Origin of the sequence: Streptomyces sp. NPDC047853, assembly GCF_043204535.1 — a bacterium.
In the GTDB taxonomy this organism is placed as follows: Bacteria; Actinomycetota; Actinomycetes; order Streptomycetales; family Streptomycetaceae; genus Streptomyces.
Window position 1 is genome coordinate 1 of sequence record NZ_JBIDCI010000035.1, and the last position, 26,110, is coordinate 26,110.

At 73.0% G+C, this 26,110-nt stretch carries 25 protein-coding genes; 12 read left to right on the forward strand and 13 right to left on the reverse strand.

The annotated features are described in order from the left end of the window. Positions 1-253: 253 nt before the first annotated feature. Positions 254-1,699, reverse strand: a complete 1,446-nt coding sequence (gene xylB, locus ACGF5T_RS35175) for a xylulokinase (protein ID WP_366768900.1) — start codon at positions 1,697-1,699, stop codon at positions 254-256. A 165-nt stretch (positions 1,700-1,864) separates the two neighbouring features. On the opposite strand from xylB, the gene xylA reads away from it, so the two are divergent. Beyond that, positions 1,865-3,028: a xylose isomerase gene (gene xylA, locus ACGF5T_RS35180; RefSeq protein WP_356606549.1), complete on the forward strand. Its 1,164-nt coding sequence runs from the start codon at positions 1,865-1,867 to the stop codon at positions 3,026-3,028. A 105-nt stretch (positions 3,029-3,133) separates the two neighbouring features. Here the strand turns inward: xylA and ACGF5T_RS35185 are convergent, their stop codons facing one another. Both ACGF5T_RS35185 and ACGF5T_RS35190 read right to left on the reverse strand, forming a co-directional pair. Further along, positions 3,134-4,408, reverse strand: coding sequence for an SWF or SNF family helicase (locus tag ACGF5T_RS35185; protein WP_366768899.1), 1,275 nt, complete (start codon positions 4,406-4,408; stop codon positions 3,134-3,136). Beyond that, positions 4,405-7,284, reverse strand: a complete 2,880-nt coding sequence (locus ACGF5T_RS35190; protein ID WP_366768901.1) for a DEAD/DEAH box helicase — start codon at positions 7,282-7,284, stop codon at positions 4,405-4,407. Before ACGF5T_RS35190 ends, ACGF5T_RS35185 begins: the two co-directional genes overlap by 4 nt. A 319-nt stretch (positions 7,285-7,603) precedes the next feature. Here ACGF5T_RS35190 and ACGF5T_RS35195 point away from each other — a divergent pair, with 319 nt between their 5' ends. After that, positions 7,604-7,786 carry a hypothetical protein gene (locus ACGF5T_RS35195; RefSeq protein WP_356606553.1) on the forward strand — a complete coding sequence of 61 codons (183 nt, stop codon included), beginning with the start codon at positions 7,604-7,606 and terminating at the stop codon, positions 7,784-7,786. Positions 7,787-7,790: 4 nt separating this feature from the next. On the opposite strand, the gene ACGF5T_RS35200 is transcribed toward ACGF5T_RS35195, so the two are convergent. From ACGF5T_RS35200 to ACGF5T_RS35210, 3 genes are all read right to left on the reverse strand, one after another. Continuing rightward, on the reverse strand, positions 7,791-9,182 hold the full coding sequence (locus ACGF5T_RS35200) for a tannase/feruloyl esterase family alpha/beta hydrolase (protein WP_366768898.1): 1,392 nt from the start codon (positions 9,180-9,182) through the stop codon (positions 7,791-7,793). Positions 9,183-9,345: 163 nt separating this feature from the next. Next, positions 9,346-10,317 carry a hypothetical protein gene (locus ACGF5T_RS35205; protein ID WP_356606557.1) on the reverse strand — a complete coding sequence of 324 codons (972 nt, stop codon included), beginning with the start codon at positions 10,315-10,317 and terminating at the stop codon, positions 9,346-9,348. Between the two features lie 137 nt (positions 10,318-10,454). After that, a complete protein-coding gene (locus ACGF5T_RS35210; RefSeq protein WP_361010254.1) occupies positions 10,455-10,796 on the reverse strand; it encodes a hypothetical protein in 342 nt (113 codons plus the stop codon). Positions 10,797-10,850: 54 nt separating this feature from the next. Between ACGF5T_RS35210 and ACGF5T_RS35215 the strand changes: the two genes are divergently transcribed. Next, the gene (locus tag ACGF5T_RS35215; protein WP_356606561.1) at positions 10,851-11,747 is read left to right on the forward strand and encodes an oxygenase MpaB family protein; all 897 of its coding nucleotides are present in this window, start codon (positions 10,851-10,853) and stop codon (positions 11,745-11,747) included. Here the strand turns inward: ACGF5T_RS35215 and ACGF5T_RS35220 are convergent. Beyond that, positions 11,733-12,257, reverse strand: a complete 525-nt coding sequence (locus ACGF5T_RS35220) for a PadR family transcriptional regulator (protein ID WP_366768897.1) — start codon at positions 12,255-12,257, stop codon at positions 11,733-11,735. The two genes, ACGF5T_RS35215 and ACGF5T_RS35220, sit on opposite strands and share 15 nt — an antisense overlap. 124 nt (positions 12,258-12,381) lie before the next feature. Between ACGF5T_RS35220 and ACGF5T_RS35225 the strand changes: the two genes are divergently transcribed. After that, complete coding sequence (locus ACGF5T_RS35225) at positions 12,382-13,137, forward strand: alpha/beta hydrolase (protein WP_366768896.1); 756 nt, start codon at positions 12,382-12,384, stop codon at positions 13,135-13,137. Between the two features lie 4 nt (positions 13,138-13,141). Here ACGF5T_RS35225 and ACGF5T_RS35230 read toward each other — a convergent pair whose 3' ends face one another. Next, a complete protein-coding gene (locus ACGF5T_RS35230; protein WP_361010260.1) occupies positions 13,142-13,741 on the reverse strand; it encodes a methyltransferase domain-containing protein in 600 nt (199 codons plus the stop codon). A 152-nt stretch (positions 13,742-13,893) separates the two neighbouring features. Between ACGF5T_RS35230 and ACGF5T_RS35235 the strand changes: the two genes are divergently transcribed. The 5 genes from ACGF5T_RS35235 (at position 13,894) to ACGF5T_RS35255 (ending at position 18,826) form a co-directional block, all read left to right on the forward strand. After that, a complete protein-coding gene (locus tag ACGF5T_RS35235; RefSeq protein WP_356606569.1) occupies positions 13,894-14,667 on the forward strand; it encodes an MHYT domain-containing protein in 774 nt (257 codons plus the stop codon). A gap of 66 nt (positions 14,668-14,733) precedes the next feature. After that, positions 14,734-17,292, forward strand: coding sequence for a nitrate- and nitrite sensing domain-containing protein (locus ACGF5T_RS35240; RefSeq protein WP_366768895.1), 2,559 nt, complete (start codon positions 14,734-14,736; stop codon positions 17,290-17,292). Next, on the forward strand, positions 17,289-17,726 hold the full coding sequence (locus ACGF5T_RS35245; protein WP_361010268.1) for a roadblock/LC7 domain-containing protein: 438 nt from the start codon (positions 17,289-17,291) through the stop codon (positions 17,724-17,726). Before ACGF5T_RS35240 ends, ACGF5T_RS35245 begins: the two co-directional genes overlap by 4 nt. Before the next feature lie 17 nt (positions 17,727-17,743). Next, on the forward strand, positions 17,744-18,157 hold the full coding sequence (locus ACGF5T_RS35250) for a DUF742 domain-containing protein (protein WP_361010271.1): 414 nt from the start codon (positions 17,744-17,746) through the stop codon (positions 18,155-18,157). Between the two features lie 63 nt (positions 18,158-18,220). After that, positions 18,221-18,826 carry an ATP/GTP-binding protein gene (locus tag ACGF5T_RS35255; protein WP_356606577.1) on the forward strand — a complete coding sequence of 202 codons (606 nt, stop codon included), beginning with the start codon at positions 18,221-18,223 and terminating at the stop codon, positions 18,824-18,826. Between the two features lie 28 nt (positions 18,827-18,854). Here ACGF5T_RS35255 and ACGF5T_RS35260 read toward each other — a convergent pair whose 3' ends face one another. Next, complete coding sequence (locus tag ACGF5T_RS35260; RefSeq protein ID WP_361010276.1) at positions 18,855-19,283, reverse strand: PPOX class F420-dependent oxidoreductase; 429 nt, start codon at positions 19,281-19,283, stop codon at positions 18,855-18,857. 106 nt (positions 19,284-19,389) lie between these two features. On the opposite strand from ACGF5T_RS35260, the gene ACGF5T_RS35265 reads away from it, so the two are divergent. Beyond that, a complete protein-coding gene (locus ACGF5T_RS35265) occupies positions 19,390-19,803 on the forward strand; it encodes a roadblock/LC7 domain-containing protein (protein ID WP_356606580.1) in 414 nt (137 codons plus the stop codon). A 138-nt stretch (positions 19,804-19,941) separates the two neighbouring features. Further along, positions 19,942-20,943, forward strand: coding sequence for a DUF6397 family protein (locus tag ACGF5T_RS35270; RefSeq protein WP_366768894.1), 1,002 nt, complete (start codon positions 19,942-19,944; stop codon positions 20,941-20,943). A gap of 1 nt (position 20,944) precedes the next feature. On the opposite strand, the gene ACGF5T_RS35275 is transcribed toward ACGF5T_RS35270, so the two are convergent. After that, on the reverse strand, positions 20,945-21,811 hold the full coding sequence (locus ACGF5T_RS35275; protein ID WP_356606584.1) for an acyl-CoA thioesterase II: 867 nt from the start codon (positions 21,809-21,811) through the stop codon (positions 20,945-20,947). A gap of 19 nt (positions 21,812-21,830) precedes the next feature. Beyond that, positions 21,831-24,344, reverse strand: coding sequence for a DUF3516 domain-containing protein (locus ACGF5T_RS35280; RefSeq protein WP_356606586.1), 2,514 nt, complete (start codon positions 24,342-24,344; stop codon positions 21,831-21,833). Positions 24,345-24,489: 145 nt separating this feature from the next. Here ACGF5T_RS35280 and ACGF5T_RS35285 point away from each other — a divergent pair, with 145 nt between their 5' ends. Beyond that, positions 24,490-25,284 carry a metal-dependent hydrolase gene (locus ACGF5T_RS35285; RefSeq protein ID WP_366768893.1) on the forward strand — a complete coding sequence of 265 codons (795 nt, stop codon included), beginning with the start codon at positions 24,490-24,492 and terminating at the stop codon, positions 25,282-25,284. A 20-nt stretch (positions 25,285-25,304) separates the two neighbouring features. Here the strand turns inward: ACGF5T_RS35285 and ACGF5T_RS35290 are convergent, their stop codons facing one another. Together ACGF5T_RS35290 and ACGF5T_RS35295 are read right to left on the reverse strand one after the other, a co-directional pair. Beyond that, entirely contained in the window at positions 25,305-25,577 is a 273-nt protein-coding gene (locus ACGF5T_RS35290; RefSeq protein WP_356606590.1) for a type B 50S ribosomal protein L31, read from the reverse strand. 60 nt (positions 25,578-25,637) lie between these two features. Next, a complete protein-coding gene (locus ACGF5T_RS35295) occupies positions 25,638-26,108 on the reverse strand; it encodes a DUF5709 domain-containing protein (RefSeq protein WP_356606592.1) in 471 nt (156 codons plus the stop codon). Positions 26,109-26,110 lie beyond the last annotated feature (2 nt).

Consider the following 26,110-nt stretch of genomic DNA (forward strand, 5'->3'; position numbering starts at 1 on the left):
CCCCCCAAGCCATCAACTCGACAGGGGGAGACAGTCATGCCAACTCCGAAGGCCGGGCGACCCCGTCGCGGGGCCACCAAGAAGGTAATGGGGGGGCGGGTCCCCGGTGACCGCCCGCCGCCACGGCCCCCGCCGGCGCGCTCAGGGCGCGGTCCCCGCCGGCGCACGCTCGACGCCCCGAAGGCATCACCGCCCCGTGCCGGGGACGGCTCGGCACGGAGACTCGTCGGCGGTGCCCGCGTGGAGCGCGCCGTCAGCGGGTTTCCGCGGTCCGCTCCAGCAGGGGTGCCGCGTCGGAAAGTACCCCGGAGATCCTCGTCAGCGCCGCCTCGTCCCGCTCCACGGCGTCCAGCACCGGCCCGGCGGCCGTGTTCCAGCGCCGGGCGACCGCTGCGGCGTCCTCACCGGTCAGCAGGCCGGCCGCCTGTGCGGCGGCACCGAGTGCGACCAGTTCCTTCGCCTCGGGGATCTGCACGGGACGGCCCGACAGCCGTCGTACGGTCTGCTGCCACGCACTCCCGCGGGCGCCGCCGCCGATCAGCAGCAGGGGCGCCGAGGGGTCCGCGTCGGAGTCCAGGACGAGGTCGAGTGCCCCGAGCAGCGAGTGCACCGCACCGTCGTAGGCGGCCTGGAGCAGTTGGCCGGCGGTCGTGTCGTGGCGCAGGCCGTGCAGGAGGCCGGAGGCATGCGGCAGGTTCGGTGTGCGTTCGCCGTCGAGGTAGGGCAGGAGGGTGACCTCGGTGCCCGGTTCGACGGCTTCCCGGTCCAGGTGCAACAGGGCCGCGACGCGGTCGACGGCGAGCGTGCAGTTGAGGGTGCAGGCCAGTGGCAGCCAGTCGCCGCGCGCGTCGGCGAAGCCCGCCACGGTGCCGGTCGGGTCGGCGGGCCTGCGCCGCGACACGGCGTACACGGTGCCGGACGTGCCGAGACTCATCACCGGAACGCCGGGGCGGAGCCCGAGGCCCAGTGCGGCGGCCGCGTTGTCGCCGGTGCCCGCGGCGACCAGGGTGCCCTTGGAGAACGGCAGGTCGTGACCGTCGCGCACGGTGCCGGCCACCTCGCCGGGCCGCACCATCCGGGGCAGCAACGCCGGATCGAGCCCCACGCGCGCGAGGATGTCCTCGTCGTACGCCTCCGTACCGGAGGCCCACCAACCGGTTCCGGACGCGTCGCCGCGGTCGGTGGTCCCCTCACCGGTGAGGCGCTCGGTGAGGTAGTCGTGGGGGAGCCGAACGGCCTTGACCGCGCGGGCCGCCTCCGGCTCGTGCTCGGCCAGCCAGGCCCACTTGGTGACCGTGAACGAGGCGCTCGGCACGCTGCCCGTGCGCTCCGCCCACGTCCTGGGGCCGCCCAGCTCGTCGATCAGCCGACGGGCCTGCGGGGCCGAACGCACGTCGTTCCACAGCAGGGCCGGGCGCACCGGATCTCCCTGGGCGTCCAGGGTGACCAGTCCGTGCTGCTGTCCACCGACCGACACCGCGGCCGCCTCGCGAGCGGCGTCGCCGCACTGGTGCAGCGCCTCGCGCAACGCCTCCCACCACTGACGCGGATCGCTCTCGCGGCCGGCCCCGGAGGAGACGGTGTGGGGTGCCTGGCCGCTCGCGACGACCTGGCCGGTGGCGGCGTCGACGACCAGTGCCTTCGTGGACTGGGTGGATGTGTCCACACCCACGACGAGCGGACCCTCGGCTGCTGACATCGGGTTTCTCCTCTTCCGCGGCTCCGCGGGCTCTGACCGGACTGCTCGTACTGCGTCGGGGGGACACCTTGTCCCTTCCCAGGAGCGTGTGTGCATACTAATTTGTAAAGCGCCATGACGAAATAGTCGGCAGCGAGTGATCGGCAGCGAGTGAGGAGCCGCGGAATGAACTACCAGCCCACTCCCGAGGACAGGTTCACGTTCGGTTTGTGGACGGTCGGCTGGCAGGGCCGGGACCCCTTCGGTGACGCCACCCGGCGGGCACTGGACCCGGCGGAGTCGGTACGGCGCCTGGCCGAGCTGGGCGCGTACGGGGTCACGTTCCACGACGACGACCTGATCCCGTTCGGGTCGAGCGACACCGAGCGTGAGGAGCACGTCAAGCGGTTCCGGCAGGCGTTGGACGCGACGGGCATGAAGGTCCCGATGGCGACGACGAACCTGTTCACCCACCCGGTCTTCAAGGACGGCGCGTTCACCGCGAACGACCGTGACGTGCGCCGGTACGCGCTGCGCAAGACGATCCGCAACATCGACCTCGCGGTGGAGCTGGGTGCGAGCGTGTACGTCGCCTGGGGCGGCCGGGAGGGCGCGGAATCCGGTGCGGCCAAGGACGTGCGGGACGCGCTGGACCGCATGAAGGAGGCCTTCGACCTGCTGGGCGAGTACGTCACCGAGCAGGGCTACGACCTGAGGTTCGCGATCGAGCCCAAGCCGAACGAGCCCCGCGGCGACATCCTGCTGCCGACGGTGGGCCACGCGCTGGCGTTCATCGAGCGGCTGGAGCGGCCGGAGCTCTACGGCGTGAACCCGGAGGTCGGTCACGAGCAGATGGCGGGGCTGAACTTCCCGCACGGCATCGCGCAGGCACTGTGGGCGGGCAAGCTGTTCCACATCGACCTCAACGGCCAGTCCGGCATCAAGTACGACCAGGACCTCCGGTTCGGCGCGGGTGACCTGAGGGCCGCGTTCTGGCTGGTCGACCTGCTGGAGCGGGCCGGGTACGAGGGGCCGCGGCACTTCGACTTCAAGCCGCCGCGCACCGAGGACCTCGACGGCGTGTGGGCGTCGGCGGCCGGCTGCATGCGCAACTACCTCATCCTCAAGGACCGGGCCGCCGCGTTCCGCGCCGACCCGCAGGTGCAGGAGGCGCTCGCCGCGGCGCGGCTGGACGAGCTGGCCCGTCCGACCGCCGAGGACGGCCTCGCGGCGCTGCTGGCCGACCCGACCGCCTACGACACCTTCGACGTGGACGAGGCCGCCGCCCGCGGCATGGCCTTCGAGCACCTCGACCAGCTCGCCATGGACCACCTCCTCGGCGCCCGCTGAGCGGTCCGTCCGCTGAGCGACGGCTCCTGTTCCCCCTGTCCACAGGTGGGGCCGGAGCACGCTCGACCCCCGTCCCCCCGGCGCGATGCCGGGGGGGACGGGGGGTCACGCTTCCTCGTCCGCCGCGAGTGCCGCCGCGGCCAGGGCCGTCGCCGGGTCCTGGACCGGGCCGCCCGCCGGGAGCCAACGACCCCGCTCCCTCCGGTACGGCCACCAGCGGCCGTCCCGGTCCAGCCGGAGCTGATGCGGCGCATCCACCACGGTCCACCGGTTGGCCCGTGCCCGCAGCGACGGCCGCTCGTCCTCGTCCCAGGCGGACCCGAGCGCGGCACGCGCGCGTGTGTACGTGTCGCCCCGCGGCGTCCACTCCTCCTCGAGCACGGACAGGGCGGCCGCGCCCCCGAGCCGCCACGCGCGCACGGCGACGGCCAGTTCCTCCCCGTCACGTCCCGAGCCCTCACCGAGGCGTCGCGTCACTTCCGGTCCGGGGTCGCCGGCCGCCAGCCGTACCGCGTCCTGCGCGGCGGTCACCTCCGCGGACCCGGTCCGCCCGTCACCCGGGGCCCCCGAACGCAGGGCCTCGGCGAGCAGCCGGTGTGCCTCCGCCGCGGCCTGCGAGGCCACGTAGGCCAGCGCGGCGGGGTCGATGCCGGCGGGTGGCACCGTCTCGGTCTCCAGGGAGGGCGGTACGCCCGGCTCCTTGTGCGGAACGGGCAGCGCGGGCAGCGGAGGCAGCACGTGCCCCGCAGCGTAGGCCTCGGCGGCGTCCACCCCCGCCGGACGCGAGGCGCTCTCTTGCGCGGACGTCCCGCCGTGCCTCTGAAGGGCGTCGAGTACGGCGCCCTCCGCGCGGCCCCGCATCAGCAGCAGCACGAAGGGGTCCTGGTCCAGCAGCCGGGCCACCTGGTAGCAGAGCGCGGCGGTGTGCCCGCAGTGGTCCCAGGCGCCGCAGTCGCACTCCGGTTCCAGGTCGCCCAGGCCCGGCAGCAGGTCGATCCCCGCGGTCGCGGCGTCCTCCACGAGGTGCGGTGGCATGTCGTGATCCAGCAGGGCGGCCACGTGCCCGGCCCGCTCGATCGCCATGTCGACGAAGCGGTCCCACTGGGCGTCGGACAATTTCTCGAGCAGGACGTCGGCCCGGTGCGCGGTGCCGTCCCGGTCCTGGACGACTGCGGTGATGCGACCAGGCCGTACCGACACCGCCCCGACGGCTCCCGCGCGTGCGAGCCGGCGGCCCGTCTTCACCTGGGCCGTGTCCAGCGCGGCGTCCTCCAGGGCCTTCAGCCAGGACCGGCCCCACCAGGTCTGCGCGAAGCCCCGGCCCGGCGCGGGCGGCAGCGCGGCGAACGTCCGCTGCGTGTCGTCGTCGTAGGGTGTCATCGCGTGTCCCCTCGCAGCTCGACCAGGTCGGCGAGTTCCGTGTCCGTCAGCTCCGTGAGCGCCGCCTCGCCGGCTCCCAGTACGGCGTCGGCCAGTTTCCGCTTGCGGTTCAGCAGGGCGGCGATGCGGTCCTCGACCGTCCCCTCGGCGACCAGCCGGTGCACCTGCACGGGGCGGGTCTGGCCGATGCGGTAGGCGCGGTCGGTGGCCTGCGCCTCGACGGCCGGGTTCCACCAGCGGTCGAAGTGCACGACGTGCTCCGCGCGCGTGAGGTTCAGTCCGGTGCCCGCCGCCTTCAGCGACAGCAGGAACACCGGGACCTCCCCGTCCTGGAAGCGCCGCACGAGTGCCTCCCGTGCCGTCACGGACGTTCCCCCGTGGAGGAACAGCGACGGCACGCCGCGGGCGGCCAGGTGTCGTTCGAGGAGGCGCGCCATCTGCACGTACTGCGTGAAGACCAGCACACTCGACCCCTCGGCGAGGATCGTGCCGAGCAACTCGTCCAGCAGTTCCAGCTTCCCCGAACGTCCGGCGAGCCGGGGACGGTCCTCCTTGAGGAACTGCGCCGGGTGGTTGCAGATCTGCTTGAGGCTCGTCAGCAGTTTCACGATCATGCCGCGTCGCGCCATGCTGTCGGCCCCGGAGATCTCCTCGAGTGCCTCGCGCACCACCGCCTCGTACAGACCCGTCTGCTCAGCGGTCAGCGACACCGGGTGGTCGGTCTCCGTCTTGGGCGGCAGTTCGGGCGCGATGCCAGGGTCCGACTTGCGTCGGCGCAGGAGGAACGGCCCGACGAGGCGCGCCAGGCGCTCCGCGGCCGCCGGGTCCTGCCCCCCTTCGACGGCTTGCGCGTAGTGCTCGCGGAACCTGCCGAGCCGCCCCAGCAGACCGGGGGTGGCCCAGTCGAGGATCGCCCAGAGTTCCGAGAGGTTGTTCTCCACCGGGGTGCCGGTGAGTGCCACGCGTGCGCGCGCGCCGATGGAACGCAGTCGCCGCGCGGTCTCCGAGTACGGGTTCTTCACGTGCTGTGCCTCGTCCGCCACGACCAGGCCCCACGGGACGGCGGCCAGCCGTTCGGCGTCCCGGCGCATGGTGCCGTAGGTGGTGAGCACGAACGCGCCGTCCGGGAGGCCCTCCAGGTCGCGTCGTGCGCCGTGGAAGCGGCGCACGGGTGTGCCGGGCGCGAACCGCTCGATCTCCCGCTGCCAGTTGCCCATGAGGGAGGTCGGGCAGACCACGAGCGTGGGCCCGGCGGCGGCCGGGTCGGTCTGCCGGTGCAGGTGCAGCGCGATCAGGGTGATGGTCTTGCCGAGACCCATGTCGTCGGCGAGACAGCACCCCAGGCCCAGTGACGTCATGCGGACCAGCCAGCCGAGTCCTCTCAGCTGGTAGTCGCGCAGCGTGGCGTCGAGCGAGGCGGGCTGTCCCACGGCCTCCCGCGCCTCGGGATCGGCGAGGCGTTCCCGCAGCTCGGCCAGCCACCCCGTGGGCCGCACCTCGACGCGCTCGCCGTCGACCTCCGTCGAGCCCGTCAGGGCGGCGGCGAGCGCGTCGACGGGCGTGACCTTGTGTTGCCGGCGACTGCGGGCGCGCAGCGCCTCCTGCGGGGCGACGAGCACCCACTGGTCACGCAGGCGCACCAGGGGGCGGTTGGCCTCCGCGAGGAGTTCCAGTTCCGCGCGGGTGAGTCGTTGGTCGCCGAGGGCGAACGACCAGTCGAAGGCGAGGAGCGCGTCGGCGGACAGGAACGACGGACCGGCGACGGACGAGGCCGTGCGCCCCGCCGACTCCTCGTCGGGCGGTCCGACCTCCGCGTGAGCGGTCAGGTCACGGGCCAGTTCCCTCGGCCAGTGCACGTCGACTCCCGCGCCGGCCAGTGCTCGGGAAGCCGTCCCGAGCAGCTCGGTGACCTCCTCGTCGGCCAGTTCGACCGCGTCCGGCACGGCCGCCGACAGCAACGGCGTGAGGGCGGGCCAGGCCCGGGCGGCCCGGCGGAGGGCGAGCAGGGCGTCCAGCCGCGCGCGGGTGCCGAACGGGGCGCCCACGGATCCGGCCCACACCTCGGCGGTGTCCGCGACGAGCGCCGGATCGTTCACGCTGTGCACCTGGACCACCGCCCGGAACGTCGGCCGAGCCTCCGAGGGCGCCGCGTCCGACAGCCCCCGGACCTCGACGCGCAGGGACAGGCGTACGCCCGCGTCGTGTCCCGCGGCGACGTCGGCGGCCCACTCGCGCAGTTCGGGCATCCGCCGCGGCTCCCAGGAGGCGTAGGCGGGACCGGCCGTCACCATCGCGGCGGCGGGGGAGCGGGGCATCGAGTCGGCGACGGCGTCCAGGAAGGCGCGCACCAGTCCTTCCGGGTCGGGGAGCCGCAGGGGTTCGACGCCGTCGATCGGGACCGCGTGCGCCTCGGGCGGCATGGCGGCCGCCAGATGGCGCAGGCGCTCGACGTCGTCGGCGCCCATCGGGCCCGCGCGCCAGGCCTCGTGGTCGGCCGCGGACAGGCCGGGCAGCAGCAGCCCGCGCGCCACGAGGTGGAGGGCCTCGACCGCGACCGCGCCCCAGAACTCCGTCGCCCGATGGCCCTCCGCGCGGACCCGCGCGCGCGTGAGGACCGGGAGGGCCGACCCCACCGGAAGCAGCGTCGCCGACACGCTCACCGGACGCACACCGTCACCCTCGGGCAGCGCGACCGTCAGACGTTCCGCGGGCAGCCCCGTGGCGACGCCCGGAGGGTCCTCGGTGTCGGGGCGCCAGAAGGCGACCGCTCCGGTGCGGGCGGGATCACCGGGCAGGAAGACGGCACGGCAGTGAGCGAGGGCGGAGAGGTCGGAGAGGTCGGAGAGTGCGGCCGGGTGGGCGGTCCGTGCAGCGATGATGTATTCCTCAAATTTGACTAGCCAGCGTCGCGATCGCAGAGCTTACATGCTTTCCGGCGCCGTGGAGTGCGCCTCGGGTGTGGCTTGCGACACTGTTCGAGGAGGAGAGTGGCGGTACCGGACGACGCCTCGGACGAAGCGCCGGGGAGGAAGCGCCGGGGAGGAAGCGCCGGGGAGGAAGCGCCGCCGTGCGCCGTCTCAGGGTCGCGTAGGGGTCGAGTCTCAGGGAGGTCTCAGGGGCGCCGCACGGAACTGCCGGGAGCGCGGGCCCGTTTTCAGGACAGAGAGCGGCAGTGGCCGCGAAGGAGGCGACACCATGTCGAAGAACGCCAAGGTTGCCGCGGGAGGTGTGGCGGCCGGGCTCATCCTGCTGATCTGGCTCCCGTGGTGGGCCGCCCTGCTGATCGTTCTGGGAGTCCCGGCCGCCGCGTACCTCACCCTGGACCCCTCGCAGCGGCGCAGGCTGCGCCGTACGACCCGCAGGGAGATAGGCCGATGAGGCGCTAACGCCCCGTCGCGGCCGGCTCCCGCAGCGAGCAGGAGTTGACCACGTCGCCGTCCGCGGGCCTGCCGACCGTGCGGTCCGCGGGCGGCGGGGTGCCCCGCTCCACCCACGCGGTCAGCGCGTCGAACGCCGACCGGTAGCAGGGCAGGATGGGCCGCAGCCTGTCGGGATGGGTGTCGTACAGCCCGTCGACGTGGGTGCCGCCTCCGATCGTGTAGTAGCGGTGCAGCCTCCCCCGGCCGCTCGCGTCGACCATGCGGGCGTACACGTCGGAGTCGGCGGCCTTGGGCAGCAGCGCGTCGAGATCGCCGTGCAAGGTGATCAGCGGCTTCGCGACGCGTCCGGTCAGGGCGACCCGGGCCACCGCGCGGTGGACGGAGGCGGGGCGCGCCGCGTAGTCGTAGGCCGCGTCGGAGGGGCACGGCGCCAGGATCTCCTCCAGCGCGGACCCGGCGGTCGGTCCCGGACAGCGGGGGTCGTAGCCCGGGTCGAACTCGGCGCGGTAGATCTTCTGGGTCAGCCCCCAGTAGGCCCTCTCGTGGTACGGCCACAGGAATTCGGATCCGCGCGCGAAGCCCGCCGTGTACAGGTCCTCCTCCCGTGCCTCACCGAGCATCCGGGCCACCGTCACCGGCAGGGACGTGAGCAGGTTGGGGCCGTCCGCGGTCCACAGCGCCCCCTCCCAGTCCACACCGCCGTCGTACAGCTCCGGGTGGTTCTCCAGTTGCCAGCGGGTGAGATAGCCGCCGTTGGAGATCCCGGTGATGTACGTGTGACGCGGTGCGTGTCCGTAGCGCTGGGCGACCACGCGCCGGGCGGCGCGGGTGAGCTGCGTGGTGCGGGTGTTCCACTCGGCGACCGCGTCTCCGGGCCGTGCGCCGTCCCGGTAGAAGTCCGCGCCGCTGTTGCCCTTGTCGGTCGCGGCGTACGCGTACCCCTGGGCGAGGACGCGGTCGGAGATCGCCTTGTCCGTGGCGTACTGCTTGCGCGTGCCCGGCGCCCCCGTGACGACGAGGCCGCCGTTCCAGCGGTCCGGCAGCCGGATCACGAACTGCGCGTCGTGCTGCCAGCCGTGCGTGGCGTTGAAGCGGGAGGAGTCCGGGAAGTAGCCGTCGATCTGGACGCCGGGAACACCGGACGGCACCTCGGTGCCACCGGCTGTCAGCCCGGCCTGGTCGGCCATGTCGGTGTACGGGGTGCCCGCGAGCCCGGCGGTGGTCAGATCGTCCAGACAGGCGCTGCGCTGCAGAGCCGCGCCCGGCACCCGCACTCGGTCCTGGCGGGAGCAGTGTCCTCCTCCGTCGGCCTGCGCGGCCGCGGGAGCCGGCTGGGTGAGCGCGACCGCGGTGAGGGCGGCGGCGAGGAACGGGACACCACGGGGCAGACGCATCAGGGCCTCCAGGCGCTGTGGAGCGGAGCTCAGGGCTGCCCCATCGTGCGGTCCCCTTGCGGCCGTATCCATGTGCTCGAACCACATGAGGGAACGGCCTGGCATGGGGGGCGAAGGCGGCCCGGGGCCGTCCCGCACCGGTGCCGGGCCCTCCGCCACCCGATCAGCTCGGCCGTACCGCCATCCTGTCCAGGGCTTCAAGGAGCCCGGGCAGCGACGGCCCCCGGCCCACCGGCAGGACCTCTCCGGGTTCCTCGTCGAGCAGGATGAAGGCGATGTCGTCGGTGCGGGCGACGAGCGACCAGCCGGGACCGTCGGCCCGCAGCGTCCGGGCGTCCCCCGACGCGAACGACGAACGGACCCGGCCCAGCGGCGGGGGCGTGTCGACATAGGCGCGCGCTTCCGCGAGCACGCGCCGGACCCCGCTGTGCCCGAGGGACCCGGCATCGACCCGTTCCACGGCGTCGGCCTGATCCGCCGTGGCGCCCGGGCCCGCGGAGTCGGTGCCGTCCTCGGCGGCGGTCCGGTCCGTGCCGTCGGCCGGCGCCCCCTCGGCGGCGGCGGTCCGGTCCTCGTCGGCGTCGTCGTCCGGGACACGCCCGTCCGCGACGGGCCCGCCGTCCGGCACGGGGAAGTCCGCGTCGTCGATCTGCTCCCGCCACTGTGCCCACTGCAGGGCGATCTCGTCGGCCCCCAGACGTCGCTGCGCCGGCCCCCACACGGACGTGTCCGGCGGCGTCAGAGCGGGCTGGTCGACGGAGTCGGGGCCGGGATCGTGCGGCGCGGGCACGCCGGGGGCCGCCACGGCGACCGCCAGGGGCCAGCCGGGCAGCGCGGTGACGACCGTACGCTCGTCCGGCGACAGCTCGTACTCCATCCCGCAGTCCCAGGACGCCACGGCCACGGCGACCAGCGACGCGTCGTCGATGACCACCGTCCACCGCGCACCGTCGCCGTCCTGGCCGAGCACCAGTCCGTAGCCGTCGGCCAGCGGCGGGAGACCGAGCGCCGCGCACGCCTCCACGTAGTCGTCGCCCAGCACACTCGGGAACTTCGCCGGCGTCAGCAACACCGCCGTGAGCACGTAGAGCGCATCTTCCGCGGCGGCGACGGTGTCCTCGTCCGTCCCGGCCATCCCAGCCTCCCCATCGGTTGGTCCAATGGCGCGCACCCTAGTGCGACCGGGAAGCCCTTGTCACGACTCCCAGACGCACCCGAGCTGCACTTTCCGGCTGGTCGGGGCGAATCGACCACCGGCCCCGGAGGGCCGGGTCAGGACGCGGGCAGCCCCAGAAGGTCCCGGGCCACCTCCCGCGGCGACGCGCCGCGCTGCCGCGCGAGGGCGATCACGGCCCGGCAGGCCAGCTCGTTCACCCCGAACGACAGCGCCTCCGGCGACACCCAGCCCGCCGCCTCGTCGATGCCCTCCTGGTCGTTCTCCGCGGCCGCCGCGACGTAGGCGGCGGCGGCATCGAAGAGATTGTGCGCACGCGGCTCCCCTCCGCCGTTCCCCCCGGTGCGCCGGACGGTGCGAGACCTGCGCCGGTTCTCGCGGATCCTGCCGAACAAGCGGACCACCTCCCCTGCCGGATGCCTCGGTCGGCGACCGCGCATCTCCCGCTCCCCAACGTAGAGTTGAAGCTCCTACGGCAGAAGGGGACGGGGACTGTGAAGCGCTACGAGCGGTTGCGGCAGATCCGGCGGATGGACCCTTACGAGGACGCGTCGGAGATCTATCGGCTGGCCTCGGCCTACGAGTTCCCGTGGGACTTCGCCCGCGCCCTGGAGCTGGCGCTGTACCGCACCTACGCCGTGCCGAGCATCGGCCGACTGCTGGCGCGGACGGCTGAGTTCACGGAGCGGGCGCAGAAGCGCTACGACGACACGGCGCTGCTGCTCGACGCCGTCGTCGAGCACGGCTTCGGCAGTGAGCAGGGCCGCACGGCCATCCGGCGCATCAACCAGATGCACCGCGCCTACGACATCACCAACGACGACATGCGGTACGTCCTGTGCACGTTCGTGGTGATCCCCAAGCGCTGGATCGACGCCTACGGCTGGCGCAGGCTGTCGCGTCACGAGATCGTCGCCTCCGCCGTCCACCACCGCACGCTGGGACGGCACATGGGCATCAAGGACGTTCCCACGTCGTACGAGGAGTTCGAGGCCTGCCTCGACGCCTACGAGGAGGCCCACTTCGCGTGGGACGAGGAGGCGCGCCGGGTCGCCGACGGCACCCTCGACCTCATGGCCTCCTGGTACCCCGGCGCCCTCGGACCGCTCCTGCGCACCGGCACCCTCGCCCTGCTCGACGAGCCCCTCCTGCGCGCGTTCCGGTACACGCCGCCGAGCGCCACCAGCCGCGCGATCGTGCGCCGCGCGGTGCGCCTGCGCGGGCGCGCGGTCCGCCTGATGCCACCGAGGCGTGCCCCGCACCACGCCCGGCAGAACAGGGAGATCAAGGGCTACCCGGACGGCTACCTGCTGGCGGAGCTGGGCACCCACCCGACCCCCGGCGTCCGGGGCTGCCCGGTCCGTCGGATCGGGGCGTCAGCCGCCGAGTGAGCCGAGGGTCTCGCGCAGCCAGCCCAGTTCGGCCCGGGACGTGGCTCGGGCGATGGTGAGGACGCCCCGTCGGAAGGGGTCGTCCAGCTCCTCGGCGCGCAGCGGCCGGTCACCGTCGTAGAAGAAGCTCGCCGGTTCCTCCAGGAAGGCCAGGCGGCGGCGCAGTACGCCGGCCTGGGCGCCGGCGTCGTCCAGGTGCCGGAGGAAGGCGAGGACCGTGAACCAGCGGTTCTCGTCGCTGATGTCACGCTTCGTCGGCTCGGCGAGCCGACGGCGCAGCTCCCGCCGTCCCTCCTCGGTGAGTGTCAGAACATGGCGCGGGGCCGCCACGGCGCCCGGCTGCGTGGCGCGCGCGAGGAGGCCCGCCGCTTCCAGGCGCTTGATCGCGGGGTAGAGCGTGCTCTCGGCGACGGGCCGGACGTGCCCGGTCAGAGCGCTGATGCGCTTGCGCAGCTCGTAGCCGTGCAGGGGTGCGTCGTACAGGAATCCGAGGATGGACAGTTCCAGCATGCCCGCATTCTCGCGCACGACCGTTGTACACCGGGCCTGCGATACTCCGCTCACCGAATACATCGGTTCCGATGTATTCTCTTGGAGGGGCGGCGAGGGCCGCGGCCCATCGAGGGAGGACGGAATGCGAGAGGCCCGGTTCGACAGTGAGGGAAGCCGCATCCGCTGGACGGAGACGCCGGGGGAGGAACCCGCGCGGGTGTACGTGCACGGTCTCGGCGCGATGTCGTCCGTGTACCACGCGCACATCGCGGCGCGTCCCGAACTCGCGGGACGGCGCAGCCTCTTCGTGGATCTGCCCGGTCACGGCATCAGCGACCGGCCCGCGCGCTTCGGCTACACCCTCGAGGACCACGCCGACGCCTTGGCCGCCGCGCTGGACGAGGCCGGCCTGTCCGGAGCCGAGCTGATCGCGCACAGCATGGGTGGCGCAGTCGCCGTCGTCCTCGCCCACCGGCGGCCCGAGCTGGTCTCCCGCCTGGTCCTCACGGAGGCCAACCTCGACGCCTGCCCGCCACCGACCGCCGGCAGCAGCGGCATCGCCGCCCATGAGGAGGACGACTTCGTCGACGGCGGCCACGCGCGCGTGCTGGAGCACGTCGGACCGGTGTGGGCGGCGACGATGCGGCTGGCCGACCCCCGGGCCCTGCACCGCTCCGCCGTGGGGCTGCGCCGGGGGTCGCGGCCCGTGATGCGCACCCTCCTCGAAGGGCTGCCGGTCGACCGGGTGTACCTGCAGGGCGAACGCAGCGGCGAAGTGCCGGGCCGACAGGCGCTGGAAGACGCGGGCGTGCGCGTGATGACCGTGCCGGGGGCCGGGCACAACGTCATGTTCGACCGGCCCGACGTCTTCGCGGCCGCGGTCGCGGGCCGGGGCTGATCGGTCAGTCCTCGCGCACGGCCAGCGCCAGGAAGCGGTCGTCCTCGTCGACGTACGACGTCATGCGCCATCCGGAACCGGCCAGCAGGGAGCGCAGACGGGGTTCGGCACGGAGGTCGTCCGGTGCGAGCTGCCGCCCCTGCCGTGCGGCGAGCGCCGCCCTGCCGATCGGGTGGAACAGGGCCAGCACCCCGCCGGGACGCACGACGCGTGCCAACTCCCGCAAGTCGCGCGCGGGATCGGGCAGGTGCGCGACCAGACCCGCCGCGAACACGGCGTCGAGCGAACGGGACCGCAGCGGCAGCGCGGCGACGTCGGTCAGCAGCAGCCGCCCGTCACGATCCCGTCCTGCCCGTGCGGCGGCCTGGAGCATCGCAGGGGTCAGGTCGGCCCCGATCACGAGGCCCGACGGTCCCACGGCCGCCCGAAGCGGCGTCAGGGCGCGGCCGGTACCGCACCCCGCGTCGAGCACGCGGTCCCCCTCCCGCAGCCCCAGCTGTGCGGCCGCCGCCTCGTAGGCGGGCCCGTCGTCGGGGAACCGGCTGTCCCAGTCGGCGGCACGGGCGCCGAAGAAGTCCTGCACGTGTGTGTGGTCGTCGCTCATGGTCCGCATGATCCCCCAAGCGCAGGGAGGACGCCGCAGCGCGCACGTTCGAGCATGACGCGATCGTTCCAGCGCTTCTCTGCGTCAGATAGCAACACCTTTCGCAATGCGCCCCCGTTGTGCGCCCTTGGCGGGACTAGCGTCCCGGGGCCATGGGACACCTGGACCACGCCGCCCTCGGCTGGCTGACCCCCGCGCTGTCGTACGCGATGGCCTGTACCGGCGCGGCCCTCGGACTGCGCTGCACCGTACGCGCCCTCGCCGCCACCGGGCGGGCGCGCCGCAACTGGCTCCTCACCGCGGCCTCGGCGATCGGCACGGGCATCTGGACGATGCACTTCGTCGCCATGCTCGGCTTCCGGGTCCACGGCACCGACATCCGCTACGACGTACCGCTCACCCTCATGAGCCTCCTCGTCGCCATGATCGTGGTCTGCGCCGGCGTCTTCGCGGTCGGCTACGGCCGCCACCGCGGGCGGGCACTCCTGCTCGGCGGGCTCACCACAGGTCTCGGCGTGGCCAGCATGCACTACCTCGGCATGGCGGCCGTGCGCCTGCACGGCGACGTGGGCTACGACCCGACGCGCGTCGGACTCTCCGTCCTCATCGCCGTCGCCGCGGCCACGGCGGCCCTGTGGGCGGCGCTCGACATCAGCTCGCCCCTCGCCGTCACCGGCGCCTCGCTGATCATGGGGGCGGCGGTCAGCAGCATGCACTACACCGGCATGTCCGCGGTGAGCGTGCGGGTCACGCCCTCCGGCGCGGCACTGCCCGGGGCCACGGCGATGCAGTTCGTCTTCCCCCTCGCCGTCGGCCTCGGGTCCTACCTCTTCCTGACCGCGGCCTTCGTCGCACTGTCACCGACGGCAGGGGAGCGGGAGGCCACCGTCTCGGCCCGGCGGCCCGTGGGGAGCGGCGCCCGGTGACGGGCCCCGGACCACGAAGTCCGGCGACCCGAGGCACCGACCGATCCCGCACCGAGCGAGGAGGCCATGCGCACACCCCGTACGACCACCGCGACCCGCGCCGGGACACCGCCGCCCCGGCCCGCCGTCCGCGGCCGTCGCGCGCACGCCGGACCACCGGCCGACGAGGACCGGACGGACCCCATGAGTGAGACACCCGACCCGGCGCCCACCCGCGCCCGCCGCGGGGGGATACGCCCGCGCACCGTGCGCGCCAGAATCATCTGCCTGCTGATGGTGCCCGTCGTGTCCCTGCTCGGTCTGTGGGCGTACGCCACCGTCACCACCGCCCAGGACATCGCCCGGCTGCGGCAGGTGCAGCGTGTGGACGCCCAGGTCAGGTCTCCCGTGAGCGCCGCCGTCGCCGCGTTGCAGGCCGAACGGCTCTCCGCGGTACGCCACACCAGCGATCCGTCGGCGGTGCGCAGCGGCGACTACCGGGAACTCTTCGCGCGCACCGACCGCGCGGTCGCGAGACTGCGGCTAGGCGACCGCCACACCGTCGCCGACAGCGAGGACCTCCCCGCCGATGTGGCCCGGCGGCTCGACGCCTTCGTCGACGGCGTCGAACGGCTCGGGCCACTGCGTGACACGGTCCTCGACCGCCGCACGGACTGGGAGGAGGCCTACCGCCGGTACACGACGACCATCGCGGCGGCCTTCCCGGTGGGCGGCGCGCTGAGCGGCGTCCAGGACGCCGATCTCGGCTCCGACGCGCGCGTACTGGTCGAGTTCGCCCGCGCGGGCGAGGCGCTGGCCCAGGAGGACGCGCTGCTCGCCGGCGCCCGCCTCGCCGACGGCCTCGACGGCGAGCGGCTGCGGCTGTTCACCGGAGCCGTCGACCGCCGCCGGACACTGACCGGATCCTCCGTCGCCGACCTGCGGGGCCCCGAACGCGCCGCCTGGCGGGAACTCGCCCAAAGCGGCGCCTACGCGAACCTGGGGGCGACCGAGGACAGGCTGCTCGCCCGCGGTGCGCAACCCCGGGGCATCGAGGCATCGGCGCCACGGGCCACCTGGGACGCCGCGCACGCGCGCGTGCGCGACGGGATGCGGACCATCGAACGGAACGCCGGGCGGGAGGTCGCCGACCGAGCCGACCCGTTCACGCGCGGCCTGCTCACCCCGGCCGGGGCCGCGGTCCTCCTAGGCCTGCTCTCCGTGGCCGCGTCGCTCGTCATCTCCGTCCGCATCGGCCGCGGCCTCGTGGTCGACCTGGTCGGCCTGCGCGACAGCGCCCTGCGGATCGCCAGGCGCAAGCTGCCCGAGGCCATGCGCAGACTGCGCGAAGGAGAGGAGATCGACATCGGTTCCGAGGCGCCACCCGGACCACCCGCCGAGGACGAGCCCGGTCAGGTCGCCGAAGCGCTGGACACCGTGCACCGTGCCGCCCTGCGGGCCGCGGTGGAACGCGCCGAACTGGCCAGTGGCATCTCCGGAGTCTTCGTCAACCTCGCCCGCCGCAGCCAGATCCTCGTCCACCGCCAGCTGAGCCTCCTGGACACCATGGAGCGCCGGTCCGAGGACCCCGACGAACTGAGCGACCTCTTCCGCCTCGACCACCTCACCACCCGCATGCGGCGCCACGCCGAAAGCCTGATCATCCTCTCCGGCGCGGCGCCCGGCCGGGCCTGGCGCATGCCGGTCTCCCTCACCGACGTGGTCCGCGCGGCCGTCTCGGAGGTCGAGGACTACGCGCGCGTGGAGGTGCGGCAACTGCCCGAGGCGTCCGTCGTCGGTACCGCCGTCGCCGACCTCACCCACCTCGTCGCCGAGATCATCGAGAACGCCGCCCAGTTCTCCCCACCCCACACCCGCGTGCGCGTCACCGGCGAGCCCGTCGGCAACGGCTACGCGATCGAGGTCGAGGACCGTGGGCTCGGCATGGGAAAGGACAGCCTCGCCGAGGCCAACCACCGCATCGCCCGGTCGGAGGCGCTCGACCTGTTCGACAGCGACCGGCTCGGTCTGTTCGTGGTCAGCCGGCTCGCCGCCCGGCACGACATCAAGGTCCACCTCAGGACCTCGCCCTACGGCGGCACCACCGCCGTCGTCCTGCTGCCCACCGCGCTCCTGCACGGCGAAGCGGCGACCCCCTCGCCCAGGGCCGCGCACGAGGCACCGCGGACCGAGGAGGACCTCCGCGCGCGCGTGCCCGGCCCCGCGGAACACCAGGAGACCGTCTCGGCACCGGACGACCGGCCTGCCCTGGCGGCCTTCGCACCGGTCAGGCCGGATTCGACGGCACCGACCCGGAACCCAGGAGCCCCCGCCTTGCGACTGCACCGTTCCCCCGGCGACCCGGCCGGCTCCGGCGACCCGGTTCTGCGGTCCGTGCCGGAGGAGCCCGACGGCCTCCCCCGGCGCACTCGGCAGGCCAGTCTCGCGCCCCAACTGCGCGACGGACGCCCCGCGGACCGCGCACAGCCGCGGCCGCGCGACGACGAACGCACCCCCGAGGCCGTCCGGGACCGTATGACGGCCTACCGGGACGGCTGGTCGCGTGGCGGGGGCCGGAGAGCCGGCCGCGGGGCACCGGGGGACGCCACGGGAGGCGGCAACAGCGACGAAGGAGACCCCGCATGATCCACGATCCCGGCCCGGGAACCGCCCGGCGGACCCGCGAACTCGACTGGCTGCTGGACGACCTCGTCCTACGGGTGGGCGACGTACGACACGCCGTGGTGCTGTCGAACGACGGCCTCGCCGTCGGCGCCTCGACCGGCCTCGGACGCGAGGACGCCGAGCACCTGGCGGCGGTCGCCTCCGGCTTCCACAGCCTGGCCAAAGGTGCCGGCCGCCACTTCGGTGCCGGGGGCGTGCGCCAGACCATGGTGGAGATGGACGACGGCTTCCTCTTCGTCGCCGCCGCCGGCGAAGGCTCCTGCCTCGCCGTCCTCACCGCCGTGACCGCGGACATCGGCCTGGTGGCCTACGAGATGGCACGTCTGGTGCGACGCGTCGGCGAGCACCTCCGCACCGCGCCGCGCGCCGCCGCACGGCCGCCCGCCGGCGGATGAACGGGGAGGGCGCGCGGATGACCGAAGACACCACGGGCGACCGCCGGGACCGGCCGGGCAGCCAGTGGTACGACGACGAGGCCGGACCGCTGGTGCGTCCCTACGCGATGACCGGCGGACGCACCCGCCCGGGCCCCGCGGGCACGGCGTTCGACCTGATCGCCCTCGTGACGCGTGTCCCAGGTGCACCGGGCGCCGACAACCCCGCGCTGGGGCCGGAACACCGGACCCTGAGCGGGCTGTGCCGCACGGAGGCCCAGTCGGTCGCCGAACTCGCCGCCGACGCCGACCTGCCCGTGGGCGTCGTCCGAGTGCTCCTCGGCGACCTGGTGGAACTCGGCTCGGTCACCGTCAGCCGTCCCGTACCCCCCGCGCAGTTGCCCGACGAACGGATCCTGCGCGAAGTGATCGACGGGCTCCGCGCCCTCTAGAGGAGGCCGACAACCATGACCGGCAACACCGTGCACGACCACCCGGACGGGGAGAAGTGAGCCATGGCCTCCGAACACTGCGACGCCGCGGACGGCGACACGGGCGCCTTGGCGTTGAAGATCCTGGTCGCCGGAGGGTTCGGCGTGGGCAAGACCACCCTGGTGGGGGCGGTCAGCGAGATCAGGCCGCTGCGTACGGAGGAACAGCTCAGCGAGGCCGGCCGGCTGGTGGACGACACGGACCGCGTCGACCGCAAGGTCACCACGACCGTCGCCATGGACTTCGGGCGCATCACCATCCGCTCCGGTCTTTCCCTGTACCTCTTCGGGACACCGGGTCAGGACCGCTTCTGGTTCCTGTGGGACGAGCTCTCCCAGGGAGCACTCGGCGCCGTCGTCCTCGCGGACACCCGGCGCCTCACCGACTGCTTCCCGGCGGTGGACTACTTCGAGCACCGGCGCATCCCGTTCGTCGTGGCGGTCAACTGCTTCACGGGAGCACGCCGCTACGACGCCGACGACGTGCTGCGCGCCCTCGACCTCGACCGGGGGACGCCCGTGGTGCTGTGCGACGCCCGGGACCGCGCCTCGGGCAAGGAGGTGCTCATCCGGCTCGTCGAGTACGCCGGGCGGATGCACACCGCCCGACTGCTCGACTCCGTGCGCTGACCGCGTCGCGCGTCGGACCGGACGGGCCTCAGTCCGCCACGGCCCTCTGCGCCAGGACCTTGTCCACGGTGACGCGGACGAGCAGTTCGCCCGGGACGCCGTTGCGGGCCCCGAACTCCGCAGCACGCTCCTCGCCCATGTACCGGGCACCGATGCGCTCTGCCCAGAGCCGGAGGTCCGCGAGGTCCTCCGAGATCCGCGCACGCCCCTGCAGCACCACGAAGTCGAAGGGCGGCCGGTCGTCGTCCACGCACAGGGCGACGCGGCCGTCGCGGACCAGGTTGCGTCCCTTCACCGTGTCCTTGCCGGTGTTGAACACCACGTCGTCCCCGTCGAGCAGGAACCAGATCGGGGCCACGTGCGGGCTGCCGTCCGCCCGGACGGTCGACAGCTTCGCGGTGCGGGTGCCGTCCGTGACGAACGCCCGCCACTCCTCATCGGTCATCTTCTCTGCCATGCCCCCATCCTCCTTGCCCGGAGCACGGGCGTGGGGAAGGCTGGCGGACAGATCCTCCGGCCAGGGGGAGACCATGCATACGGGGACAACACGGGGAGTTCGGACCATGGTGCAGAACCAGGGACTCGGCTGGCTGCTGGACGACCTGACCGGGCGGGTGGAACACGTCCGGCACGCGTTGGTGCTGTCCAACGACGGGCTGGTGACCGGGGCGAGTACGGGCCTGCGGAGGGAGGACGCCGAGCACCTCGCCGCCGTCTCGTCCGGACTGCACAGCCTGGCCAAGGGCTCGGGCCGCCACTTCGGGGCCGGGCAGGTGCAGCAGACGATGGTCGAGTTCGACGACGCCGTCCTGTTCGTCACCGCCGCAGGCTCGGGCAGTTGCCTGTGCGTGCTCAGCGGCGCCGAGGCGGACATCGGGCAGATCGCCTACGAGATGACGCTGCTGGTGAACCGGGTCGGTGAACACCTCGACGTCGACGCGCGACAGCCGGGTCGCATAGCGCCGACGGAGTTCTGACCTGGGGTTCTCATCCTCGGGTGAGGTCGGCCGGAGAGTTTTCCACAGGCCCGTCGCCGAGTCCGCGCCGGCGGCTACGGTTCTTGTGTCAGGCGGGCGCGGACGGCGCCGGCCGCACACTCCACGGGGGAGACGAGCATGTCCGGCAACACCCTCACGCACGAAACGACGGCCTCCGCAGACCGGATCGGCACCACCCGCGGCACATCCCTCGCGCCCGGCCGAGCGGCACGCGAACTCGGACTCAAGCGCAGCGAGTTCGCTCTCGCGGTACACCTCGGCCGCGTCCGCACGCTGCCCGACGAAGGGGGAGGGGGAGGCGGGCGGGTGGCCCGCGACGAGATCGAGAGGATCCGGACGCAACAGGGCTTCCCCGAAGGACTGCGGGAGAGTGTCCGCTGCGTCGGGACCGCGGAGGCCGCGGCTCTCCTGGAAGTGACCAGGGCCCGCTTCACCCGCCTCGCACGGCTGGGCCTTCTGGTGCCCGTGTCGTTCTACGTCAACCGGTACCGAGCCGTCGTCTGGCTCTACCTGGCCGACGATTTGCGGCAGTTCGCGTCCGACGAGGGGAACGGCGCACTCCTGAAGGGCCGTACACCGGAGGGACTGCGGGACCAGTTGACGGAGGGCCTGGACCTGCGCCCCCGCAACTGGCGGGGCCGGCACCTGGGATTCCTGCTCCGCCGGGCCGACGACCCGTGGTCCCGGGCCGCGGCCGTGGCGTCGCTGCTCGACCCGGTGGAGGTGTCGGAGGTCGTCAGGGACCCCTACGAACGTTCCCACCTGTTGCGGTTCCGCCCGGCCCAGCCGTTCCACGGGACCCCCGGCTCCCCGGCCGCGCAGCTCGCCGAGGAGATCATGACGGCGACCGACCCCGACGAGATCGACTGGCTCCGCGCGGACCTGGCGGGCGCGGTGGACGTCGCTCGCGGGCAGCGCCCGGCCCCTCGCCCTGTCCCGAGGGTGGCCGAGCACGGCCCCGCACCGAGGGACCCGCACCCGCCGCGCCGAGCGCCGCACCCGGAACTCCACCCGGTGCAGAGCCCGCCCCCGCCCGGCCCCGCGCCCCGCCCGCCCGGGGCCGAGGCCCCCGGACGGATTCGCGGCATGTTCACCAGACTGTGGCGCGCGGGCCCGTGACCTACAGCGCCCGGAAGAGCCCTTCCTGCACGACGGAGACCAGCATGCGTCCCTGCGTGTCGTAGATCCGGCCCCGGGCCAGACCCCGCCCGCCGGTAGCGATGGGCGACTCCTGGTCGTAGAGGAACCACTCGTCGGCACGGAACGGCCGGTGGAACCACATGGCGTGGTCCAGCGACGCCATGTCGAAGCCCCGCGGCCCCCACAGAGGCTCCACCGGGATGCGCACGGCGTCCAGCAGCGTCATGTCGCTGGCGTAGGTCAGGGCGCAGGTGTGCACGAGCGGATCGTCACCGAGCGGCCCGACCGCGCGCATCCACACGGCGCTGCGCGGTTCGGCCTCCTCGACCTCCTCGGCGCTCCAGCGCAACCGGTCCACGTAGCGGATGTCGAAGGGCTGGCGGCGGGCCATCCGTTCGAACTGCTCGGGCAGCGCCCCCAGGTGCTCCCGCACCTCGTCCGTGACCGTCGGCAGCGACTCGGGGTCCGGGACCTTGCGGGCCGGCGGCAGCTGGTGCTCGAAACTCCCCTGTTCAGGCTTGTGGAAGGAGGCGGTGAGCGTGAAGATCGTGCGGCCCTGCTGCACGGCCGTGACCCGGCGCGTCGTGAAGGACCGGCCGTCCCGGTCCCGCTCGACCTGGTACACGATCGGCACGCCCGGGCGTCCCGGGCGCAGGAAGTACGCGTGGAGCGAGTGCACCGGGCGCTCGCCGTCCGTGGTGCGTCCCGCGGCGACCAGGGCCTGGCCGGCGACCTGGCCGCCGAAGACCCGCTGCAGCGACTCCTCGGGGCTGCGGCCGCGGAAGATGTTGACCTCGATCTGCTCCAGGTCGAGCAGGGACACGAGGCTCTCGGCCGGATTCGTCATGAGTGGGCTTCTCCTGTGCTCACAGCTGGCCTACATCGGTGACGCGGACGACCGCCCGGCCCTCCGCGTCGGAGGCTGTGAGGTCGACCTGCGCGCTGATGCCCCAGTCGTGGTCGTCGTTCGGGTCGTCGAAAATCTGCCGGACTCGCCACAACCCGTTCTGCGGCTCCTCCTCGATCACCAGCAGCTTGGGGCCGCGGGCGTCCGGGCCGGTGCCGAGGTCCTCGTACTCGTCCCAGTACTTGTCCATGGCCTCGCCCCACGCGTCGGCGTCCCAGCCGGCGTCGCCGTCCATCTCACCCAACTGCTCGACCTGGTCGAGGGCGGCAAGCTCGACACGGCGGAACATGGCGTTGCGGACCAGGACGCGGAAGGCGCGCGCGTTGGCGGTGACCGGCCGCACCTGGTCGGCCTTCTCCTGCGCCTCCTCGGCGGTCATCTCCTCCGGGTTGGCGAGCTGCTCCCACTCGTCCAGCAGGCTGGAGTCGACCTGGCGCACCATCTCGCCGAGCCATTCGATCAGGTCCTGCAGGTCGTCGGACTTCAGGTCGTCCGGCACGGTGTGGTCCAGCGCCTTGTACGCGCTCGCGAGGTAGCGCAGCACGATGCCCTCGGTGCGGGCCAGCTCGTAGTGGGAGACCAACTCGGTGAAGGTCAGCGCCCGCTCGTACATGTCGCGGATGACGGACTTGGGCGACAGCGGGTGGTCACCGACCCACGGGTGGCTCCTGCGGTACGTGTCGTACGCGTGGAAGAGCAGCTCCTCCAGGGGCTTCGGGTACGTGATGTCCTGGAGGCGCTCCATGCGCTCCTCGTACTCGACACCGTCCGCCTTCATCGCGGCCACGGCCTCACCGCGCGCCTTGTTCTGCTGGGCGGCGAGGATCTGCCGCGGGTCGTCCAGGGTGGACTCCACGACGGACACCATGTCCAGCGCGTACGACGGCGATTCCGGGTCCAGCAGCTCGAACGCGGCCAGGGCGAACGTGGACAGCGGCTGGTTCAGCGCGAAGTCGTGCTGCAGGTCCACCGTGAGACGGACGATGCGCCCCTCGGCGTCCGGCCGGTCGAGTTTCTCGACGATGCCGCCGTCCAGCAGCGAGCGGTAGATGGCGATCGCCCGCCGGATGTGCCGCAACTGCTGCTTGCGCGGCTCGTGGTTGTCCTCCAGCAGGTGCCGCATCGCCGCGAACGCGTCACCGGGCCGGGCGATCACCGACAGGAGCATGGTGTGCGTCACCCGGAACCGGGACGTCAGCGGCTCCGGCTCCGAGACGATGAGCTTGTCGAACGTGCTCTCCGACCAGGCCACGAAGCCCTCGGGAGCCTTCTTCCGGACGACCTTGCGCCGCTTCTTCGGGTCGTCACCGGCCTTGGCGAGCGCCTTCTCGTTCTCGACGACGTGCTCGGGCGCCTGGGCGACGACGAAGCCCTCCGTGTCGAAGCCCGCGCGTCCGGCCCGGCCGGCGATCTGGTGGAACTCACGGGCCCGCAGCGTGCGCACCCGGCTGCCGTCGTACTTGGTGAGGGCGGTGAACAGCACCGTCCGGATGGGGACGTTGACTCCCACACCGAGCGTGTCCGTCCCGCAGATCACCTTCAGCAGGCCGGCCTGCGCCAGCTTCTCCACCAGTCGCCGGTACTTGGGCAGCATGCCCGCGTGATGCACACCGATGCCGTGCCGGACGTAACGGGAGAGGTTGCGGCCGAACTTCGTGGTGAAGCGGAAGTTGCCGATCAGCTCGGCGATCCGCTCCTTCTCCTCACGCGTGCACATGTTGATGCTCATCAGCGCCTGCGCCCGCTCCACCGCCTGCGCCTGCGTGAAGTGCACGATGTAGACGGGGGCCTGCCGCGCCGCCAGCAGATCGGTGAGCGTCTCGGTGAGGGGCGTGTAGCGGTACTCGTAGGAGAGCGGCACCGGCCGGGTGGCCGAGCGGACCACCGCCGTGGGACGGCCGGTACGGCGTGCGAGGTCCTTCTCGAAGAAGGAGACGTCACCGAGCGTCGCCGACATCAGGACGAACTGGGCCTGCGGCAGTTCCAGCAGAGGGATCTGCCAGGCCCAGCCGCGGTCCGGTTCCGCGTAGAAGTGGAACTCGTCCATGACGACCTGCCCGACGTCCGCGTGCTTGCCGTCACGCAGCGCGATCGACGCCAGGACCTCGGCGGTGCAGCAGATGACCGGGGCGTCGGCGTTCACGGAGGCGTCGCCGGTCAGCATGCCGACGTTCTCGGTGCCGAAGATCTTGCACAGCTCGAAGAACTTCTCCGACACCAGTGCCTTGATCGGAGCCGTGTAGAAGGTGACCTCGTCCCGGGCCAGCGCGGCGAAGTGGGCGCCTGCCGCGATCATGCTCTTGCCGGACCCGGTGGGCGTCGACACGATCACGTTCGCGCCGGAGACCGCCTCGATCAGCGCCTCCTCCTGGTGGGGGTAGAGCGTGAGACCGCGCTCCTGCGCCCACGCCTCGAAGGCTTCGTACAGGGCATCGGGGTCGGCGGTCCGCGGCAGCTGATCGATGAGGGTCACGCCCCCATCTTGCCTGGCCTCGGTCGCGATGGGGGAATCGGCTGTCCGCGTGAAGATCACGAACGCTACGCTGGGTCGCCGACGAGGCAAGAGCGGACCCGGACAACTGCACAGCGGCACACGAGGAATGGGGCGGGCAACGGCGATGATGGGACCAGCACACTCACTCTCGGGCGCCGCGGCGTGGCTCGGCGTCGGGGCGGCGACCACCGCCGCGGGGTACCCGATGCCCTGGCCGGTGCTGCTCGCCGGAGCGCTGATCTGCGCGGGAGCGGCGCTCGCCCCGGACCTCGACCACAAGGCGGCCACCATCTCCCGGGCCTTCGGACCCGTCTCACGGGGGCTGTGCGAGATCGTCGACAAGCTGTCCTACGCCGTCTACAAGGCCACGAAGAAGCAGGGCGACCCACGGCGCTCCGGCGGACACCGCACGCTGACCCACACCTGGCTCTGGGCGGTCCTGATCGGGGCGGGGGCCTCGGCGCTGGCGGTCACGGGCGGGCGCTGGGCGGTGCTGGCACTCCTCTTCGTGCACATGGTGCTCGCCATCGAGGGCCTGCTCTGGCGGGCGACCCGCGGCTCCAGCAGCGACGTGCTGGTCTGGCTGCTCGCCGGGACCAGTGCCTGGATCATCGCCGGGATACTGGACAAGTCGGACGGCGGCTCGGACTGGCTCTTCACCGCGCCGGGACAGGAGTACCTGTGGCTCGGGCTGCCGATCGTGCTCGGCGCCCTCGTCCACGACATCGGGGACGCGCTGACCGTCTCGGGCTGCCCGATACTCTGGCCGATACCGGTGGGCCGCAAGCGCTGGTACCCGATCGGCCCGCCGAAGGCCATGCGGTTCCGGGCGGGCAGCTGGGTCGAGCTGAAGGTGCTGATGCCTGCGTTCATGCTGCTCGGGGGAGTGGGCGGCGCGGCCGCGCTGAACTTCATCTGAGGGTCGCTGCCCCGGCCCGCTCAGCCCGGTGTGCCCGAGCCCTGTCCCTCGCCTCCGCCGTAGCGCCGCTCGAAGCGCGCGACACGGCCCTCGGAGTCCACCGTCCGTGCCTTGCCCGTGTAGAAGGGGTGACTCTCCGAGGAGATCTCCACGTCGACCACCGGGTAGGTCTCGCCGTCGTCCCACGCGATGGTCTGGTCGCTGGTGGCCGTGGACCGGGTGAGGAAGGCGTACCCGGCGCTGCGGTCACGGAAGACGACGGGCTGGTACTCGGGGTGCTTGTCCTGCTGCATGAGTGCTCCTCGTACGGCGCGGATCGTCGGGACGGCGGCGGATCACCGCCGTGGGGGGCGTCAGCCGGGCAGCGAGTCCTCGTCGACGACGTGCATCGCGGCCTCCTCGGCGGAGGCCGCCGCCCCGTCGATTCCGACGTCCAGGGCGACCAGCGCCGGCTCCTCGTCCTCGTGAGCCCCCTCGTCGGGCGCCACGAGCCGACCGGAGCGGTCCGCGCCGACCTCGTTGTCCAGCAGTTCTCCGTCGGTGCCGTCGGAGTCTCCCAGTCCGTCACCGTCGGGTGCGAGCACGTCCGGCCGCTCCTCGGCGAGCCGCTGCTCCAGCGTCTCGCCTGCCTGCCGTTCGGCCGCCGTCACGCCGGTGTGCTCCACCGCCCAGGGGCGCTCAGGCGGGGACCAGCCACGGTCGAGCGGATCGTCGACACCGTCGTTCTCGAGGGTGTCCTCCCCGTCGAGCAGCCCGGTGTCCTCCCGCTGCTCGGATCCGTCGGGCTGGTAGACGTCGTCTCCCCATCCGTCGGCGCTGTTCACGG